Source organism: Streptococcus tangpeifui (assembly GCF_011038795.1).
Taxonomy (GTDB): Bacteria; Bacillota; Bacilli; order Lactobacillales; family Streptococcaceae; genus Streptococcus; species Streptococcus tangpeifui.
The window spans coordinates 146417-163441 of sequence record NZ_JAAKDU010000004.1; the positions used below are offsets into that span (position 1 = coordinate 146417).

A 17025-nucleotide genomic window follows, 5' to 3' on the forward strand; every position below is an offset into this window, starting at 1 on the left:
ATTATTTATAGAGATAGCCTTGGCTAACTCCGTTCCACATTTTACCGAGGTAAGATTATTCTGTCAAACCTTCAAAAGGCTTGTAAAATTAGATTAAAGATTAAATATAAGGACTGTTGCCATTCTGTTTCAGGAAACAAAAGCGCTACTAAACTTTCTATCCCAAAATAGCTTGTGAGCATTACATTTTTCTTACAGAGAATATCGAATTTGAAATTTATTCAAGCTTAATAGTTCATACATTTTTTATCTAAATTAATGAGACATTTAAAAGCCACTAAAGAATCGTTCCAAAAGCCAAGGGAATTTGAGGTTTGAAACGCTGGCTTCTTCTGATTTTAGCACAAGTTGTACGCCTCCATCACATCCTTGCTCTTCTGATAAATCTTATTGTTTGAGAACGGTGTTGCTCTTAAATAGAAAAAAGAAACCTTACGGCTTCTCTTAATTTTTATTTGGCCCGGCGAGTGTGACTAGTATGATTAGTGCGGGTTGCGGCAGTTCGCTTACCGTAATCCCCGTAGCTACCATAACTGCCATAGTTGCCGTAGTTTTCTGATTTTTCATCCACCTTATTGAGGATAACACCGAGGAACTGGGCCCCGCTTTTTTCCATCTGCTCAATGGCCTTTTTCACAAAGCGGCTGCGAATAACGCCTGCTTCAGTAATAAGGACGGAAGCATCACAGTCTTGGGCAATAATAGCAGCATCGACAACCTTCCCAATCGGCGGCGTATCAAGCAAAACATAATCGTAATGCTCTCTAACGGCCTCAATCATACGTTTGAAATTATCGCTTTGAAAAAGGGCCGTTGGATTAGGCGGCACCTGCCCAGCAGGAATCATGGTTAAATTAGGAATATTAGTCCGGCTGATAGTCGTTTGCAAGTCTGCATTTCCTGAGAGGAAATCCGTCAGGCCCTTGACTGGACCGTCCGGTTTGAAGCTCCCCATCATAACAGAATTGCGAGTATCCGCATCAATCAGGAGCGTTCGATAGCCAGCACGGGCAAAGGACACAGCCAAGCTCATTGTAGTTGTCGATTTCCCTTCTTTGGGTTGGACAGAGGTCAAGGCAATGACCTTAATGTCGCTTCCGCTAAACTGGATATTGGCACGAATGGAATTGTAATATTCTTCAGCTTTATCAATTGTTTTTTCTTGTTTACTGGATAATTCTAAGTAACCCATAATTCCTCCTATAGGCTATTAATATCTGGAACAACCCCGAGCAAGGTCCGATCAAGAGCTTTTTCAATATCTTCACTCGTTTTGATGCGGTCGTCAAGAGCTTCAAAGATTATCAAAGTCACAACTGCAATAAAGCCTCCTGCTGCTGTGCCAAGAACCAGATTCCTCTTGATGCGCGGTGAGGTTGGCGAGGTTGGAACCTTAGCCGTTTCAGCAGTTGTTACATCATCAACTCTGGTGACATCCTTAATTTTTTGAATAGCAACTTCTCGGACAGCGTTAGCCAGCCGACTAGCTTCCTGAGGACTTCTATCTTGGACAGCAATGGTAATGAGGCGAGTATCAGTAGGTACCTGAACACTAACTTTTTTAGCCAGCTCATCCGAACTGATATCTAATTTTTCCTTTTTGACAACATCATCAAGGACATCTTGCGACTGGATGATTTCTTTGTAGTCATTAACCAAGTCAGTCCCTGCCTGAATATCCTGATAATTGATCGAGTCACTCGTGCTGTTATTGACGACATAAATCCGAGTTCCAGCTGTGTAAGTCTTTGGAATAATGAATACACTGACAAACAAGGTTACAAAGCCGAATAAGAGGGCTACGAAAATAATTAAAAATTTCCGGTTCCATAATTTCTTAAGTAGGGCGAATACATCAATCTCAAACGATGCATTTTCTGCTGAAGTCATAGTCTCTCCTTATTAGTTTTCATTCTTGAGTAGAACGTGAATGTTTTCTTTAAATAGCTCTTGAGCTTTGGCTTCGCCATAAACCTTGGCAACAAGCTGGTAGGCCTGCTCCATATAAGGAGGGCGCTTATCCAGATTATGCATGTCGCTGGCGATGCAGTGGACAAGGTCCTGCTCTAAAAAGTAACGGCCTCTCACCTTAAAGCGTTTTTCCTTGTCTCCAAAAAGTTTGGGCTTGAGGACATGGTTGCTGTTGACTTGAGTATAACAGCCCATATTGATAATTTCCTGAACTCGCTCAGGTTTTCCTTCTAAGGCATTATAGCGCTCAATGTGGGCAACAATAGGAGTAATCCCCAGCATCAAAACCTTCGTCAAAGCTTGGTGAATATCTCTCCAAGGTGTGTGCATACTAAATTCAATCAAGGCATAGCTTGTTCCAGCCATAGTCGGCACTGTACCTTCTTCTAACTTTTGTCGGAGATTCTCGGTATAGAAGAGCTCTCCTCCATATAGGATGGTTAAATCAGAGAATTTTTCCTCCGCTGCTTCTTTAACCTGCAAAAAATTAGCATAAATTTTATCTTCAGGCGTTTCAAACATATCTTTACGCCGATGGGAAGTTGACACTATCGTGCGCACCCCTTGCCGATAACTCTCAGCAATTAGCGCTAGACTTTCCTGGAGCGTTTTAGGCCCATCATCCACATCAAAAACGATGTGTGAATGGATATCAATCAAGTCTATTTTCCTCCTAAGACATCTTTAATCTGATCACCGGCAGCACTGACACTCGCATCGTCTAACTGCATCATATAGAGTGAGGCACCTGGCATAGCATAAGATGGTAATTCACCTGTCGAGCCAGTTCCTGTAACAGACTGAGAGCTGACCTTGAACGAAGCACCAGAGGCCAATTGGGTATTGGCAATCGTCATGATATCATTCAGAGGCATGTTGGTTTGGATAGAATCTTGCAAATTATTAGCAATCGAAGAAATCTTAGAGACAGACTTAGCAGATGCTAACTTATTGATGATAGCAGTGATAACCTTCTCTTGGTTCTTACCGCGGTCATTATCGCCATTTTCCAGGCTGTAACGTTCACGGACAAAAGCCAGAGCCCCTTGCGAATCGAGATGAACATTTCCGACTTCAAAAGTATAATCCTTGTTGGTATGGGCCGTGAAGGCTTGGTCATTATAGACATCAATCCCACCCAGAAGGTCAACTAACTTGAGGAAAGAAGTGAAGTTGAGGCGCGCATAGTAATCAATATCAATATTGTAGAGATTCTCTAACGTCTTCATCGAGGTTTCAACACCATAGATACCAGCATGGGTCAATTTATCCTTTTGGTTATTGCCGCCATCAGGAATTGGTACATAGGCATCACGTGGAGTTGTTGTCAAGAGCACCTTGTGAGTTTTGAGATTGATAGTTGCAATAATATTAACATCTGAACGGGAAACAGAGTTGATGGGACCATAAGTATCAATACCTGAAATATAGATATTAAAGGCGTTGGTATCAACCTTTTTCTTTGAGCTCGTTTTATTAGCGGTTTGAATTTTATAGGTGTAGATTTTTTTAACTTTTTTATTAAAGTCCTTATCTTGGCTTTCAATCAGGCTTGAGTAGGCACTGTTGAGTACGATAGCTTGGGTTGAACCTGCCATCAAGTCGCTGTAGGCTTGGGCATAGGAGTCAACGTGATTAACGGATAAATTCTTAGACTGGTCTACCTTAATCTGCTTGATGAATTCATCAATATTCGTACCATCACTCTGAGTTGGTGCTTCCACAGCGTCAAGTTCTTTAACACTTTTAATCGAGCTGTCCTTAGGGACAACAACACTCATTTCAACCTCTGAATACTTAGTTGAGTTATTGAGGCCTCCGGCTAAATTAACCACTTTATTAAACCCGAGAAAGGTTATGGTCGATAGGACCGTAAAAATTACAAGCAAGAAGCTATTGACAAGTTTAGCTCTTCCCTTGACGGTCAAAAAAGCAGACAAAAGAAAAACAAGACCTAAAACCAGGGTCAAGATGACATTCAAATAACGGAAGGCCAAAAAATGATAGGTATACATGGTAAAGAGAGTCATACCAGTGACCGCCGTATAAAGTATAAATAATAAAATATTTACGAAATAATGCGTACTAAAACTTTTTGCCTTTGAGCGATTATGTCTTGCCATTAATTTTGCTTCTCCAGTATCATTTATTTATGGACTTATTATACCGAAATTTCATCTCAGTTCCAAGGAATTTTAATTCATTTTTAATATGTCTGTCATAATTTTAAAGATATTAAAAGTTAGAAAAAGCCTGTAAAATCAGGCCTTCTCCCCTAAAAAAACCGAAACAAAGATGGATAAAATTTTATTTTTAACTGAAATCATTTAATAAAAATTAAAGGCCGGCGGTTTGGCTCGCTTGATTAATCGTATCCAGACGAGCTTGGAGCTCATCCTTTTTAGATTGAGTGGATAGTTCATCAATAGCAGCCTGCGCCTCTTGGATGCTGTCGGCTGTCCGATTGGTGTCTGCTTCATCGACAGCAAGATTAGCTTTAACAATATTCAGGCGTTCCTGATAGTCCGACTTCCGACTCTTATCACTGACTTGATCAATTTTATCTTGAATATCTTCAATCTTATCTTGACTTGGGTTGTTTTCTAGATGCTCCAAGTCTGATTCGACAGAATCAGATTCTTTATCGGATGAAGAGCTGGTTGAAATATGCGTTGGGGCGACTTCGACATTGCCAGTCTTGGCCGTATTGGAGCGCTTAGCCAGCATATACATTGCCAAAATCAAGATAAGTAAGATAATGCTTATCAGTAAATACAGTCTTTCACTTTTTTTGAATTTCATAAGTCCCTCTCTCTTTTTGATTTAAATTTGGAAAATCCTTACCAGTTCATTCGCTCAAACCCTTCTAAAGCAACGAAACTAGCCATCTCTCCCTTAGAAATAATTCTTCCTGCTCAGCAATATCTCATCTGAGCTCAAGCAAGCCTGATGTAAAGCGGATTGTCCCTGCTTTTAAAGCAGACTTAATTCTCATTATAGCTTATTTTGGTAATTATTCAAGTTCGTACAAATCTGGTGATATAAAAAGTGACTAGAAAAATATTTCTAGCCATTTTTATGATATTTAGAGAAATTACCTAACCGCCCAAGTAGGCCTTGCGGACTTCATCAGATGCCAGCAATTCTTGACCTGTGCCGGAAAGAACAATTTTTCCAGTTTCAAGGACATAACCGCGATCAGCAATGGAGAGCGCCTTATTGGCATTCTGCTCAATCAGAAGAACCGTTGTCCCTTGCTTTTGAATATCCTGAATGATATCAAAGATTTCTTGGATAAAGATTGGGGCCAGTCCCATAGAAGGTTCATCTAATAATAAGAGCTTGGGCTGGCTCATAAGAGCGCGCCCCATGGCCAACATCTGCTGTTCACCACCAGAAAGAGTGGCTGCATCCTGATTTTTACGTTCTTCCAAACGCGGAAAGCGATCGAAGATTTTCTTTAGATTAGCCTGATTTTTATCCTTATCATTCTTGAGGAAAGCTCCCATTTCCAAGTTTTCTAAAACGGTCAGTCCCGGAAAAACATGACGGCCTTCAGGAACCTGAGCTAACCCGTCTGCTACGATCTTACGCGCAGCTACCTTTTGGATCTCATTACCCATGTAGGAAATGGTTCCTTGACTGGGACGAACAAGACCCGAAATCGTTCGAAGGATAGACGTTTTACCGGCACCATTAGCACCAATGAGGGATACTACTTCCCCCTCGTTGACTTCAAAGCTGACGTCTTTTACAGCTTCAATGGCACCGTAACTGACTGAGAGGTTTTCAATTTTTAACATAGACACTAGGCTTCACCTCCAAGATAGGCTTCAATAACGCGTTTGTTGGCCTTGATTTCATCCGGTGTGCCATGAGCGATAAGACGGCCATATTCCAACACGTAGATACGTTCGGTTACATCCATCACTAAATTCATATCGTGCTCGATTAGAATGATTGTGATTCCAAATTCTTCCTTAATCTTACGAATTAAGGCGGTCAGCTCTGCCGTTTCCTGCGGATTCATACCGGCAGCGGGTTCGTCTAAAAAGAGAATTTTAGGTTCTGTAGCCAGAGCACGCACTATTTCCAAACGCCGTTGTTGCCCATAAGGAAGATTTTTAGCTAAAGTATTGGCATCGTTAGCCAAATCAAAGATGGCTAACAGATCCATTGCTTTTTGCTTAAGTTCCTTTTCACTTTGATAATACTTAGGCAGGCGGAAAATGGATGCCAAAATATGAGCGTTGTGACGATTGGCAAATCCAATTAAAACATTTTCCAAAACAGTCATATCCTTAAAGAGACGGATATTTTGGAAGGTTCGTGACAAGCCTAGTGAGGCAATTTTGTGCGGGGCCTTACCATTGATGAGGGTACCATCAAGTGTTACCGTACCTTCGCTGGGAACATAAACACCCGTCAAAAGATTAAAGAGAGTTGTTTTACCGGCACCGTTAGGACCGATAAGACCAACTAACTCACCTTCATTGAGCTCGAGGGAAACATCACCAACCGCAGTCAGTCCGCCGAAATTTTTGGTCAAATTTTTTACATCAAGAAGTGCCATCAGTGGTTGCCCTCCTTATTCTTTTTAAAGAAACGCGACAGCGTGAATTCCTTAGTTCCTAAGAGACCGCTCGGACGGAAAATCATTACCAAAATAAGGGCGATAGAGTAGATGATCATCCGAAGCTCCGATACATTTTGTAGGAACATGTTCAAGATTCCCAAAACAATCCCTGCGATGATCGTCCCTGTGATAGAACCCAGACCGCCGAGAACGGCCACGATGAGATAATCAATGGATTTCATCAATTGGAAATCTTTAGGGACGATGGTCCCAATATAGCTGACGTAGAGGGAACCGGCAATAGCTGAGATAACCGCACCGATTGCAAAGATTAGCACTTTTCTGTTGGTAACATTAACACCCATAGCTTCGGCTGCGATCTCATCCTCACGCAAGGTGATAATCTGACGTCCCATTGATGAGCGCAAAAGGTTTAATACAAGAATGGTAATGACTGCTACAAAAAGAAAGATGACTTGCCAAGTTGTATAAGGCAAAATTCCTGTTAGCCCAGCGGCTCCATTTGTCAACGTTCCGCCGTTAATGATTAAAATACGGATAATTTCCGCCATACCTAAGGTAGCAATGGCGAGATAATCCCCTTTTAAACGTAGGGTCGGCAAACCGAAAACAATAGCGACGACAGCTGCAATAACAGCGCCCACTAGGATAGACCAGTAGAAGGCAGCATAGGTTGGATAGTAGGTCGTAATGATGGCTGAAGAATAAGCACCAATAGCCATGAACCCAGCCTGTCCTAAAGTTAATTGACCTGAAAATCCTAAGACTAGATTAGTCCCCAAGCCCATCAAAATACTGATACCAATTCCCATTAGGATCTGGATATAGTAGAGGTTCAAAATACCACTGCTAGCTAAAATTTGCAGAACAGCATAGATGAGAGCAATCAGCGCAAGCCAGATAAGATTTAATTTTAAATTCTGTTTCATGTCTTACACCTTCTCTTTCACATTTTTACCGAGGATTCCAGCTGGACGAACCAAAAGGATAATGATCAGTACAATATAGACAATCGCATCGCGGTAGGTTGATAGGTTGACCGTATTTGCCAAAGTTTCCAAAATCCCGATAACAAAACCACCCAAGGCAGCACCCGGAATGATACCGATACCACCCAAAACAGCAGCGACGAAGGCTTTGATCCCAGGAATCATCCCCATCAAAGGATCAATAGAATTATAGTACAAACCAATCAGAACACCTGCTGCACCAGCTAGAGCTGACCCCAGTGCAAAGGTAAAGCTGATAGTTGAATTTACATTAATTCCCATCAGCTGAGCAGCATCACTGTCCACCGACACAGCCCGCATGGCCTTCCCCATCTTGGTTTTTTTAACAATGACTTGGAGAGCTACCATCAACACAATGGCCACAACCAAGATTAGGAGCTGAATATTGGTGACTGTCACTGGTCCTAAATCGTAATTGTGCTGTTGAATAGATTCAGGAAATGAACGAGGATTAGAACCAACAAAGTAAACCATCGTATATTCCAATAGGAAAGATACCCCGATGGCTGTAATCAAGGCTGAAATTCGCGTGGAATTGCGCAGAGGGCGGTAGGCTAAGAATTCAATCAACATTCCCAGCAAAGCCGTCAATACCATAGTAAAGGTAAGGGCCAGCCAGAAGTTCATGTGGAGTCCATTGATGGCATAGTAGCCGATAAAAGCCCCCATCATGAAGATATCTCCATGAGCAAAGTTAATCAATTTAATAATCCCGTAAACCATGGTATAACCTAGGGCCAGCAGGGCATAGATACTTCCCAGAATAATACCATTAACTAGTTGTTGTGGGAGTTGTTCAAGTAACATAAAATACCAAACTTTCTAGTTTTATCCATTAATGCAGTTGTACAAGTATGACTTATTTTTTAACCGTTACAGCTTCGGCAGAACTTTCTGTACCATTGTCCAATTTCACCATAACAGCTGATTTAATCGGATTATGGTATTTATCAATAGTCATCTTGCCAGTGACTCCTTCAAAATTCTTCAAAGCTGCCAGATTAGAAGCCAATTCGATGGAATTATCTGCCCCTTTTGCTGCTGCTGCAATCATATAGACCGAGTCGTAGGCAAGGGCCGAGAACATATTGGGTTCTGAACCGTAGGTTTCTTTAAAGTTGCTAATAAAATCATTAGCTTTTCCGGACAAGGCAATCTTGGTAGAGTAGCCCGACACGTAGTAAACATTCGTCGTATTCTTCTTACCTGCCAAACTCACAAAAGTCTTATCGCTGAAACCATCGGGACCAAGGATTGGTGCACTGATGCCCATATCACGCGCTTGTTTGGTAATCAGTCCCGTTTCAGTATAGTAACCCGGCATAACAATAGCATCATAATCGAGGTCCCTGATACTTGTCAGAGCTGACTGGAAGTCTGTATCTTTCGCCGCAAAAGTCTTAGTGGAAACAATTTCCCCCTTGTAAGTTTTCTTGAACTCATCAGCGATTCCTTTGGCGTAGTCACTGGAGTTATCATAAAACAGCACAACCTTTTTCGCCTGTAGGTTTTCCGATGCATACTGAGCTAGTACTTGCCCTTGAAAACTATCTCTAAAAGTCGTACGGAAAACAAACTGCTTGGTTTGTGTTTTTCCATTGAGATTATCAATAGTCAAATCATCCTGCGTTCCGCTAGGGGAAAGGAGAGGAACTCCTGTTTTTTGAGCATTCAGCGAAGCTGCTGAAACCGCTCCAGATGTAGCTGGACCGACAATGGCATTAACTTGGCTTTGAACAGCTAAGTTTGTTGCTGATGTAGAAGCTTCAGCATTATCGGACTTATTGTCCTTGGTCACCAATTCCAGCTTTTTACCATTGACACCGCCCGCCTTGTTAATTTCCTTGACAGCCAGCTTAATCCCCTGATTTTCGGCTGAGCCATAGGCAGATACAGGTCCCGTTAATTCCATATCTACGCCAATTTTAATGGTGTCACCAATTTCTGTCCCAGCAGCGTTGCTGGTAACGTCAGGGGACTTACCACAAGCTACTAATGTTACAGCAGCCAGCAGAAGCATACCAGTTGCGATAATCTTTTTGTACATCAGATTATTCTCCTTAAAATAAGATGCAGAGACTAAAAGTACAAGACAAGCCCCATGGACCAAATTGCGTTTTGGAAGTCAAGGGGCTTTCCTGTAACTCAAGTCATGCTCAATTAGTATAAGATACAAGAGAACGCTGAAAATTAGTTCAGGCTGGTCTCAAAAATCTACTTCATAGAATACAGAATTATCTGATAATTGTCAAGAGCATTTGCTTATCCCTATTCAAAAGCTGCTAATAAAGACAATTTAGACGGGGCTTAATTAGTTCCTTTTGTGACGCCTATCTTTTAATTAGAAAATCTCAACAAAAAGAGGCTAAGCTTAACACTTGCCTCACATAAAAATTGACGATGTTTTTAGCCTTAGAGAGCCCCTTTAAAGCTACAAAGCAATTCAAGACTGCTCTGGCTCCAATTCTGACTTATTGTCTTCTCGGTAAAGACTGCCAACAAAATCACGATCAATCTCATCAAAATGTGATTGCCTCACGCGCTTGACAAACTTTAATTTTTTCAAGATTTCTAAGGTTTCCTCCAGCTTATCAGCATCCAGATAGAGATGAACGTAGCGAAAACGCCGTGAATGATAAATCATATCCCCATAGCGGTTTAACTTGCGGGCATCTCGATTATAATAGAGGTAAACAATAATCCCTAGTCGCTCTTGTTTTTCAAACATGGCTATTGTACTTTTCCTTTCTCACGAATATTCTGACCCCGCCCATGGCCGTGCTGATGATGGTGAGGGGCTAAGGGAAGGCCTGTATCAACAAAAATATCAGATGAAATGGTCTGGGCTAACTGCTCAGTGATGCCAGCCAAGACCTCTTGCAGAGCTACTTCTGCTGCCCGAAACTCCTGCATGGTCTGGGTCAAATCTATCTGGCGTTTGAGCTGTAAGACCTGTCGGCGAAGGTCAACCACTTCCGACCGATACTTGACAAATCCTTTTTGCTCTTCGTAACTCTCCTGTAAGTCTTGAAATCGAGCTAATAGACTCTGCAGTTCTTGATCAGCTAAGACATTAGCTTTAGCTATTTGATAATTTTTAGCCTGTGGGCTGGCTAAAATAAGCTTAGCGAGACGGTCAACAGCATCATCGATCGCCAGTAACTCTTCATTGATTTCTAACATGTTTCTATTATAGCACATTAAAAAACTGGTCAGATCAACTGCCAGTTTTTCATTTTATTTCAATTCATTATTTTCCATAATTTCATCAATGAAGCCGTAATCAAGAGTTTCCTTAGCCGACATCCAATAGTCACGTTCAGCATCTTTATGGATTTGCTTAACCGTTTTGCCAGAATTATTAGCTAGAATTTGCTCTAAATTATTCCGTGTTTTTAGCAACTGCTCTGCCGCAATAGCCATATCTGTTTGCTGCGTACCAGCGCCAGTGCCGCCCATTGGTTGGTGAATGAGGTATTCTGCATTTGGCAGCATGAAGCGTTTGCCTTTGGCACCGCTAGAGGCGATAATCGTTCCCATAGAAGCAGCCATCCCCATGACAATGGTTTGAACATCTGACTTGATAAAGTTCATTGTGTCAACAATAGCCAGACCAGCTGAGACAGAGCCCCCTGGTGTATTAACATAGAGGTAGATGTCCTTAGTGCTATCTTGGGCATCTAAGAAAAGCAACTGAGCAATAATAGAATTGGCCATATTATCTTCGACAGGTCCTGTCAGCATGACAATACGGTCTTTTAAAAGGCGGGAATAAATATCGTAGGAACGTTCTCCACGGCTGGTTTGTTCAATAACTACTGGAATCATAAAGGTTCTCCGTTTCTTAACTTAAATTTTGATAAGACAAGTCAGCTATGCAAGCGAATCTTTCCCCGTCTTATCATCGTGTCACTATTATAGCTGTTTGGTCAAAATAGGTCAAATAAAAAACTTACAGACATCAAAAGAGAAACAATCCGAAAGACTGTTTCTCTTTTTCACTATTACCTCTACTTGGTTCCAAAGAGACGGTCACCCGCATCACCAAGACCCGGAATGATATAGCCGTTGTCATTAAGTTTTTCGTCCAATGCTGCGGTATAGATATCAATATCTGGATGAGCTTCTTGGAGAGCCTTAACCCCTTCGGGAGCAGCTACCAAGCAGACAAATTTGATATTGGCTGCACCACGTTTTTTTAAGGAGTCTACCGCCAGAATTGCCGAACCTCCGGTTGCCAACATTGGGTCAACTAAGAAGATTTGTCTTTGATCAATATCTTCTGGCAATTTAACGAGATATTCAACTGGTTGAAGCGTTTCCTCATCGCGATACATCCCGATATGACCAACTTTAGCTGCCGGAACCAAGCTGACTAAACCATCAACCATGCCAATTCCAGCCCGCAAGATGGGGACAATAGCTAATTTCTTACCAGCTAATTGCTTTTGAGTCGTCTTGGTGATTGGCGTTTGAATGTCAATATCTTCCAACGGCAGATCCCGAGAGACTTCATACCCCATCAACATAGCAATTTCATTAACCAATTCACGGAAAACCTTAGTTGAGGTATCCTCACGACGTAAAATTGATAATTTGTGTTGAATCAGTGGATGTGAAATAACTTGAAATTTTCCCATAATGTGTCAGCTTCCTAGAAGCTTTCCACCTTTCTAGTTGTTTTCTTTATTATATCAAAACATCTAGCATTTAGCAGGAAAATTCAGAAATTCCAGCCGCTGCGAAAGACAAAGATTCCCTTTTTAGAAGACTTGAACTAAACGATTTAAGGCTTCCTGCAGAGTGGCTTTAGGAGTGGCCACATTTAATCTAGCATGGCCTATGCCTTCTCTGCCGAAGGTGGAACCAACATTAAGAATCAGCTTGCCTTCTTCTTTGATCTTTTGATGAAGCTCTTCATCAGATAGGTGATAGTCTGAGAAGTCTAACCAGACTAGATAAGTTCCTTCTGGCTTCATGACCTTAATTTGGGTCTTTTGCGTCAAGGTCTCAAAGACCAGATTGATGTTGTCTTCCAGAACTTTTTTGAGTTCAGTCAGCCAAGGTTTGCCATATCGAAAGGCTGTTTCAGTCGTCATTAGACCAATCGTTGGTACCTCATGCTGATTATTAGCCAACTGACGCTTTTTGAAGGCCGCTCTCAAGGCAGGACTTTCAATGATAGCAAAACTATTTTTAGTCCCTGCAACATTGAAAGTCTTGGTAGCACTAGAGAGGACCAAGGCGAAATCTTTAAAGTCGCCCAGTGTATTGATGGAATGATGCTTGTGCCCAAAGAGAGCTAGGTCTTGATGAATCTCATCAGAGACCAGAATGACACCGTGTTTGCGACAGAGTTCGGCTACTTTAATAAGCTCTTCCGGACTCCAAACCCTACCGCCAGGATTGTGGGGACTGCAGAAAATATAGAGCTTCACCTGATTTTCCACCAAATCTTTTTCCAATTGATCGAAATCAATCTCAAAATGGCCATGCCTTTCGACCAAGGAATTTTCAACCAACTGTCGGTTATTGAGCTTGACCGAACGGGCAAAAGGGGGATAGACTGGGGTGTTAATCAAGACCGCGTCTTCTTCTTTCGTGAAAGCCTGAATTGCTACCGAAATAGCTGGAACGACTCCTTCAATCAGAATCAGGGCCTCTTTATCAAATCTATAGCCATGCTGCTCCCTTTCCCAAGTCTGAATAGACTCCAGAACTTGGTCTGAAAAATAAGGGTAACCGTAAACCCCACGGTCAGCATAGGCCTGAACGGCCGCCTTCATTTCAGGGAAGGCCAGAAAATCCATATCAGCCACCCAGAGCGGTAGGAGGTTGCGATTGTTCTCTACTTCTTTCCACTTCATAGAATGGTTGTTGAGACGATCGGGTAAGGTAGTAAAATCATATTGTGTCATTGTCTTCTCCTCAAGAGCTAATCGTATATTATAGTGGCTAGTTTGGTTTACCAACTATCATTCTATTAACCTTCAAGCTCCCAGAGCTTGTTTAAGATCTGCAATCAAATCCTGACTGTCCTCAATACCTATAGAGAGACGCAAAAGATCATCAGTCAAGCCATAGGAAGCTCGAATATCGGCAGGAATGTCAGCATGGGTCTGGGTTGTTGGGTAGGTAATGAGACTTTCCACTCCTCCTAGGCTTTCTGCAAAAGTAAAGACTTGCAAACTATTGATAATTTCTGGAATCTTAGTTTGATCTTTAACCTTGAAGGAAACCATGCCGCCCTTGCCAGTATAAAGAACTTCTTTAACTGCTGGCGACTGCTGTAAATATTCAGCAACAGCTTGGGCATTCTGGGTCGAGGCTTCCATCCTGAGCTTGAGTGTTTTGAGCCCTCGCATGAGCATGTAGCTATCAAAGGGCGATAGATTAGGACCAGTTGTATTGAGATTATAGAAGAGCTTGTCGTAATAGTCTTGATTACTGGTAATGACCACTCCTGCGAGGACATCATTGTGCCCAGCCAGATATTTAGTGGCTGAGTGGAGCACGATATCAGCTCCCAGCTCAATGGGATTTTGGTAAATCGGACTGTAGAAGGTGTTGTCAACGATGACCGCCGCTCCCTTTTGGTGGGCCAGTTCAGCTACTGTTTTAATATCAAACTCAATCATGAGCGGGTTCGTTGGTGTTTCAATATAGACAATATCTGTCTCGTCAGAGATAGCTGCCAGCATCTCTGCTTGAGAATTAGTATAGGTGAAAGAAAACCGTCCTTGCTTTTCTTGGTCATTAAACCAGCGAAATGAACCTCCGTAAAGATCTCGAGCTGCCACTACCTTAGAGCCGACTGGGAAAATTTCTAATGCCAGAACAACGGCACTCATCCCAGAGCTGGTTGCGATAGCATAATCTGCCTTTTCAATGGCTGCTAGAGTTTTTTCCAGCGTCACCCTCGTTGGGTTTTTAGTCCTAGTATAGTCAAATCCTGTTGACTGACCAAATTCTGGATGCTGGTAGGTGGTTGAAAAATGCAGAGGAGCTGCCAAAGCTCCTGTTTCCTTGTCAGAATTGATACCAGCATGGGCCAAAAGGGTCGCCAATCTATAATCATGTGTCATCAAATCGCCTCCTAAACATTTGCTTTTTATTGTAACATGATTTCTGGCTGTAGTGGGTGCCAATTCCATATTTATTAATGATAAACAGGTATAAGAAAAAATTATAAGGCCCTTAAACAGAGATATCGCATTGGCCAGTCAAATCTCTTTTACTTCTCTATTATTTTATCAACCTTTCTCTAGCAGATCATTCCCTGACTATTAAAATCAAATCCTTCTGTGAGCCTCTCTTCTAGGTCATCCAAACTTTAATAGGCCATATCCATGAAACGATATCCACTAACTCTAATACTCTTCTGTTTATAGTTTTGTATTCATTTTACCTTCCAGTTTGACGATGACTTGAGCGATACTATATTTTTAAAATAAGATTTTTCCTCTTCTCTGTGGGTGACACAAATCATCATTTTATTAGCTGCTTCATTTTGGATGAGACGATAAAATTCCTGTACCGATGCTGTATCCAAGCCACTTGTAATTTCATCAAATAATATGATATTACACTTGGATAGCAAGGCCCTTATGATTAGGATCTTTTGTTTTTCACCACCTAAAAAGGATTTTACCATTTCGCCCGTGACCTCATTGTTGAGAGCCTCACTAGATGACAGTAGATTGTCAATGTTTAACATCTTAGCTAGGGCAAATATTTTTTCAAGCTGCTGTGAGGCTATATCAGTTTCTGGATATATAATATTATCGAGCAGACTTCTGTTAAATAGCATGGAATCCTGATTAATATATAAAATGGCGCTTCCTTTCGGCTGAAAGATCTCTCCGCCAGTCGGAATTAATAAGCCAGCTATCAGTTTTAGCAAGGTTGTTTTTCCAGAACCATTGCTTCCTTCCAAAAGGTTCAACACGCCACTCTTAAAACGGCAACTAAAGTCATTGATTAATTGAATCTCTCTGCCTGACTTATGGTAATGGTAGGAAATATCTTTTAGAACTAAGTCTCTCTTTTCATAACATTTTTTATAAAAAGTTTGCCTGTCAGCTGCTGATTTTGGCGGGATTTCAAAATTTATTTTTTCAAGAGCAACGTTCAAGCGATTATTTAATTCAATTCCGCCTAAAAAATCATTGCCAAAACTAGATAAATTCAAAATAGAATACACCAGAATGAGGATAAATTCCAAATTTTGCTGACGGCTAGGGCTAAAGCTAGTAATGCTAATGCCTAAATAAAATATAAAGCCAATCACCATAATAAGGAGTATCTGCTGGACAGCGTAAATGCTATTAATATGATTTTGTATCCGCCAATAAGTATTTTTTCGTCGCTTAATTTAGAATCAAAGAGAGTCAATTCATGCTTGAACGACTTATACGAATAAATCGTGTCAATATTTTTGACGTAATCATCAATGGATTTATTGACTTCTACTGTCGCGTCTAAGGCAAGGGCGATATCACTGCTATTTTTTCGGGATAGCAGTGCTGATAGAACCATATACAAACCACAGGCAAGCAAGTAGGCTACCCCTATTTTTGCATTGTAACAGCCGATTATGAAACTATAAAAAAATACAGTGATCCCAATACTATTGAAAGTAAAGTTTCCTGGACTAAATTTCTGCAGACAAATGAGATTTCTGAGATGACACTTTGCAAGGTTGACGACTTATAATCATCGTAGTAGTCGTATCCTCGCAACGCTAAAAACAGCAATAGAATCTTTTTAGAGGATTTCCGAATGACTTGAACCAAATAATTTTTAATAAAATTTATAGCGGCTGGCATTAAAAGAGAAACCATAAAAAGTAGGAGATAATTATAATGCAACCCGTCAGCAATTATCCTAGATAGAAAATACGGCTGCAAGCAGTTCACAAGAGTAAAAGATACTAGGAGGACCATCGCCCAAATATACCTAGACCTTCCAATTTCTGACATAACCTGTTTTAAATAGCTAACTATCATTTTCTAATTTTTTGAATTCCTCCAATGTTTTTGCAGGACTTGGTTGAAACTGTTTTCTACGGAGCAGTCTAGCTCTACTCCCTTAATTTATTGATAAATTTGGGATAGACTTGTTTGGAAACTGCAAGGATTATCCCTTGTGGGAAACTTATAAAAAAATTTAAAAGTCTACGTCAGAGCTGTCAGCTTTTATTAGAAATCAACTTGAAACTTGCCCTAGTGGCATTTCTATCGCAAAATGACTTGAACCAATTTCTAAAGGAACTGTGTAACTGTTTATTTTGACATCAACTAAGGTAGCAAACAATATTAATATTCATATTTCTATTTTGCGTTTCAAAGTCGTTAGTTTCCTCTTTGAAACTTGATGACAGTGTAATTACAGCCATGCTATGTGAGGCAGACTCTTCAAAAAATAAAACTGCCATTGCTTTAGCCA

General features: G+C 41.0%; 17 protein-coding genes. All 17 read right to left on the minus strand.

All coding sequences use genetic code 11. The features are described 5' to 3' along the window. Positions 1 to 451: 451 nt before the first annotated feature. Positions 452 to 1192 carry a tyrosine-protein kinase gene (locus tag G7Y32_RS05340; RefSeq protein ID WP_165211675.1) on the minus strand — a complete coding sequence of 247 codons (741 nt, stop codon included), beginning with the start codon at positions 1190 to 1192 and terminating at the stop codon, positions 452 to 454. Positions 1193 to 1200: 8 nt separating this feature from the next. After that, positions 1201 to 1890, minus strand: a complete 690-nt coding sequence (locus G7Y32_RS05345) for a Wzz/FepE/Etk N-terminal domain-containing protein (protein ID WP_004225963.1) — start codon at positions 1888 to 1890, stop codon at positions 1201 to 1203. A 12-nt stretch (positions 1891 to 1902) separates the two neighbouring features. Then, on the minus strand, positions 1903 to 2631 hold the full coding sequence (gene cps4B / locus G7Y32_RS05350) for a capsular polysaccharide biosynthesis protein Cps4B (RefSeq protein ID WP_004228022.1): 729 nt from the start codon (positions 2629 to 2631) through the stop codon (positions 1903 to 1905). A gap of 2 nt (positions 2632 to 2633) precedes the next feature. Continuing rightward, the gene (gene cpsA, locus G7Y32_RS05355) at positions 2634 to 4094 is read right to left on the minus strand and encodes an LCP family glycopolymer transferase CpsA (protein ID WP_165211678.1); all 1461 of its coding nucleotides are present in this window, start codon (positions 4092 to 4094) and stop codon (positions 2634 to 2636) included. 214 nt (positions 4095 to 4308) lie between these two features. Continuing rightward, positions 4309 to 4773, minus strand: coding sequence for a hypothetical protein (locus G7Y32_RS05360; protein ID WP_165211681.1), 465 nt, complete (start codon positions 4771 to 4773; stop codon positions 4309 to 4311). A gap of 296 nt (positions 4774 to 5069) precedes the next feature. Beyond that, positions 5070 to 5780, minus strand: a complete 711-nt coding sequence (locus G7Y32_RS05365) for an ABC transporter ATP-binding protein (protein ID WP_165211684.1) — start codon at positions 5778 to 5780, stop codon at positions 5070 to 5072. Continuing rightward, complete coding sequence (locus G7Y32_RS05370) at positions 5780 to 6544, minus strand: ABC transporter ATP-binding protein (protein WP_165211687.1); 765 nt, start codon at positions 6542 to 6544, stop codon at positions 5780 to 5782. The genes G7Y32_RS05365 and G7Y32_RS05370 overlap by 1 nt, the downstream gene beginning before the upstream one ends. Further along, the gene (locus G7Y32_RS05375) at positions 6544 to 7497 is read right to left on the minus strand and encodes a branched-chain amino acid ABC transporter permease (RefSeq protein ID WP_004227852.1); all 954 of its coding nucleotides are present in this window, start codon (positions 7495 to 7497) and stop codon (positions 6544 to 6546) included. The genes G7Y32_RS05370 and G7Y32_RS05375 overlap by 1 nt, the downstream gene beginning before the upstream one ends. A gap of 3 nt (positions 7498 to 7500) precedes the next feature. Continuing rightward, positions 7501 to 8385, minus strand: a complete 885-nt coding sequence (locus tag G7Y32_RS05380; protein ID WP_165211690.1) for a branched-chain amino acid ABC transporter permease — start codon at positions 8383 to 8385, stop codon at positions 7501 to 7503. Positions 8386 to 8437: 52 nt separating this feature from the next. Then, positions 8438 to 9625, minus strand: coding sequence for an ABC transporter substrate-binding protein (locus G7Y32_RS05385; RefSeq protein WP_165211693.1), 1188 nt, complete (start codon positions 9623 to 9625; stop codon positions 8438 to 8440). Positions 9626 to 10021: 396 nt separating this feature from the next. Beyond that, on the minus strand, positions 10022 to 10306 hold the full coding sequence (locus G7Y32_RS05390) for a YlbG family protein (RefSeq protein ID WP_165211696.1): 285 nt from the start codon (positions 10304 to 10306) through the stop codon (positions 10022 to 10024). 2 nt (positions 10307 to 10308) lie between these two features. After that, positions 10309 to 10761, minus strand: a complete 453-nt coding sequence (locus G7Y32_RS05395; RefSeq protein ID WP_165211699.1) for a YlbF/YmcA family competence regulator — start codon at positions 10759 to 10761, stop codon at positions 10309 to 10311. 54 nt (positions 10762 to 10815) lie between these two features. Next, the gene (locus G7Y32_RS05400) at positions 10816 to 11406 is read right to left on the minus strand and encodes an ATP-dependent Clp protease proteolytic subunit (RefSeq protein ID WP_165211702.1); all 591 of its coding nucleotides are present in this window, start codon (positions 11404 to 11406) and stop codon (positions 10816 to 10818) included. 182 nt (positions 11407 to 11588) lie between these two features. Next, positions 11589 to 12218, minus strand: coding sequence for a uracil phosphoribosyltransferase (upp, locus tag G7Y32_RS05405; RefSeq protein WP_003048829.1), 630 nt, complete (start codon positions 12216 to 12218; stop codon positions 11589 to 11591). Between the two features lie 123 nt (positions 12219 to 12341). Continuing rightward, positions 12342 to 13496: a MalY/PatB family protein gene (locus tag G7Y32_RS05410; RefSeq protein ID WP_165211705.1), complete on the minus strand. Its 1155-nt coding sequence runs from the start codon at positions 13494 to 13496 to the stop codon at positions 12342 to 12344. 72 nt (positions 13497 to 13568) lie between these two features. Further along, positions 13569 to 14663 carry a cystathionine gamma-synthase gene (locus G7Y32_RS05415; protein ID WP_165211708.1) on the minus strand — a complete coding sequence of 365 codons (1095 nt, stop codon included), beginning with the start codon at positions 14661 to 14663 and terminating at the stop codon, positions 13569 to 13571. Positions 14664 to 14977: 314 nt separating this feature from the next. Then, positions 14978 to 15871, minus strand: a complete 894-nt coding sequence (locus tag G7Y32_RS10385) for an ATP-binding cassette domain-containing protein (protein WP_241154209.1) — start codon at positions 15869 to 15871, stop codon at positions 14978 to 14980. Between the last annotated feature and the right edge of the window lie 1154 nt (positions 15872 to 17025).